The following is a 2,518-nucleotide window of genomic DNA, read 5'->3' on the forward strand; positions in this document are numbered from 1 at the left end:
GCGAGGCTCAGCGAATCAAGAAGCTCCGGCCTTCAGGCCGGAGAGTGATCACGACCGGCATCGTCTATTCGTTCGAGATGCCCGGGAACCTCAAGAATGCGGACGGCACGCGCGACAAGCGCCGCAACAACACCCACGCGGTGCACCTGATCGCGAGCTACGACTTCGGCGGTCCCGCGGTCTCGGCGATCCTTTACGCGAGCCGCAACGACTGGCGCATCGGCCCGGTTCCCGACCTCGCCTCGATCGTGGGCTCTCACACCTACAGAACAAGCGAAAAGGGGCTCGACAGCTTGGCCGTGCACGTGAGCGCGAAGTATCCCGTCGGCCGGCACACCTTCTCGGCCGCGGCCGGGTACCTGAAGACCAAGTGGAAGGGCGTTGACGCCGCGGCGGGCGACAACAAGGGAACGCTCGCAATGGGCGGCGTCGTCTACTACTACGACTTCTCGAAGCACACGCGCTTCTACGGTGCGGCGAGCTGGCTCGACGGCAAGAAGCTCCTCGACAACTCCTCGCGCCTCAATCAGGCGATCGCCACTGCGGGCATGATTCTGCGGTTCTGACGCCTTTCTCTTCAACAAAGGTCCGCCGTTCCGAACGGCGGACCTTTGTTTTTTGGCCGTGCCCAACCCTCCGGGGCTACACCTCTTCAACCGACACGAGTTCGAGGCCGCAGAAAACGACGGCGACCTTCTTCAGACGTTTTTTTGAGGCGAAGGGCTCCGCCGCTGCGTACCGATGGAGCTGCTGCGCCGCCGCCTCCCGCAGGTTTTGGATTGTTTTGGGAGAAGAGGCCGATTTCCTGATGTACTTCAACTCCAACAAGTAGGCGAATTCCACTCCTGAATTCTGCAGCGGCTCTAAAAACACATCGCTGTATCCCTTTCCTCTAGCTTCCGTTTCCATGGAAACTTGGTAGTCGGAATTGGTGAGCAGGGCATAACGAATTCCGAACTGCAACGAAGATTCGGAAAGATGAGTCACTGCATGGATTCCGCTCGACTCCTGCAGCTTCCGCTCAAAAACATGCAGAAACGGCACAATATCCCCACCTCGCATGGCTTCAAAAGCCTTTAAAAGGCTTGCTCCGGAAAAGTGAAGATGGAAGCCCTTCAACTTCTCAAAGTAGTACTCGAAAAATTGAAGACGAATTGCCTTGTTGGGACAAACCAGCTCATTATAGGCTTCCGCACTATAAGTCAAGTAGCCCATAAAGAACAGCACCGACAACAGGTCGTTTCGCGAAAATCTTTCCGCACTGTTCAAATTAACCGTGGGAGAAATGGCTCCGAGGGGCAGTTCCGAAGACTTGTCCGTCATTGCCGCATCCACTACGTCGACGAGATCTTGATGATAGGCCAAGTCGAAAATACCGCCGATCTTGGAAAGGTCAGGCGCAGAGGTCGGATCGACCATGAGCACGGGCTCTTTTCCTCGACGACGCAGTGACGAGAGGTAGTAGAGGCACATGGCGGGGTTGTAGACCCTGGATTCACTGTCCGGACTGAATCGATAGCCGTTGTAGTACTCGCGCATTCGGTCAACAACTTCTTCAGGCCTGCGTCCGATTCGCTCCAGATCCACAGTCTTTTCTATCAGTGCACGAAGCTCGCATTCAGTGAAACCCACCGCATCACAAAAACCTGAATCCTGGCTGATGTTAATTTGTATATTAAATCCGGACGTCATGGAATCCATCGAAATGGAGGTGACGCCCGTTGCGAATATGCGCGCAATGACCCCATCCGGCCCCGTCTCCGCCTTCAATGCCGCATAAAAGGTCTTGAGAAAACCTTCGGCGGAAGTCATCTTCTTGAACAGCGCCTTGTCGTTTGCCAAAACATCGTTGGCAAAATGATCGTATTCATCGATGACAACGAAAAGACGCCTGCCAACAAACGGCCCAATCAATCTAAAGAAATCAGAAATAAGCCGCGCAGGATCCCTGTATTCTCGCTTCAAAAAATCTTCTGCACCGTCTATTCGATGACGAGCAAAGAAGGGTTGAATTCCTCTCAGCAGCCTGCTGATGAATCCCGGCACCAGATTCGAGGCGTCTATCCCGGAGAAATCCAACCGCAACACCCAATATTTCCCTTGGAGCGGCGTCCTGTGTGCGTGAATGTATGTTCCGCCGAAGACCTGATCAAACCTCCCGGCGAATGTCTCATCGTAATAGGCAAGCAGCATGGAGGTGAGAAGCGTCTTGCCGAAGCGCCGCGGCCGGAGAAAAAGCACGTACGGCGACGCAGCCTTCTCAAGTTTCTCGATGGTCCGCGTCTTGTCGACGAACGCGTAATCCCCCTCGCGGATCTCGGGAAAGTCGGAGATCCCAAGGGGGAGCTGCAGAAGAGTTTTTTCCATGGGGCGGCTCGGTTTTTCTGGGACTCATATTTAGCGTTGAGTCTATCAAAGTCCCTTTGGGCCGTCCCCATCAACGCCCTACCGACCCAGGGCTGGCGCACGGCGAAGTGGTCACTTCGTCGAACGATAGATCTCCACCAATGCCTGAAGA

At 55.0% G+C, this 2,518-nt stretch carries 2 protein-coding genes; one reads left to right on the forward strand and one right to left on the reverse strand.

Annotated elements, in window-relative coordinates; genetic code table 11:
- Positions 1–566 (forward strand): porin (locus ACT6Y9_RS10380; protein ID WP_443744477.1); only part of this gene is annotated, 566 nt, incomplete at its 5' end.
- A gap of 76 nt (positions 567–642) precedes the next feature.
- On the opposite strand, the gene ACT6Y9_RS10385 is transcribed toward ACT6Y9_RS10380, so the two are convergent.
- On the reverse strand, positions 643–2,367 hold the full coding sequence (locus ACT6Y9_RS10385; protein ID WP_443744478.1) for an AAA family ATPase: 1,725 nt from the start codon (positions 2,365–2,367) through the stop codon (positions 643–645).
- Positions 2,368–2,518: the final 151 nt, after the last annotated feature.

Source organism: Sutterella sp. (assembly GCF_052272535.1).
In the GTDB taxonomy this organism is placed as follows: Bacteria; Pseudomonadota; Gammaproteobacteria; order Burkholderiales; family Burkholderiaceae_F; genus Sutterella.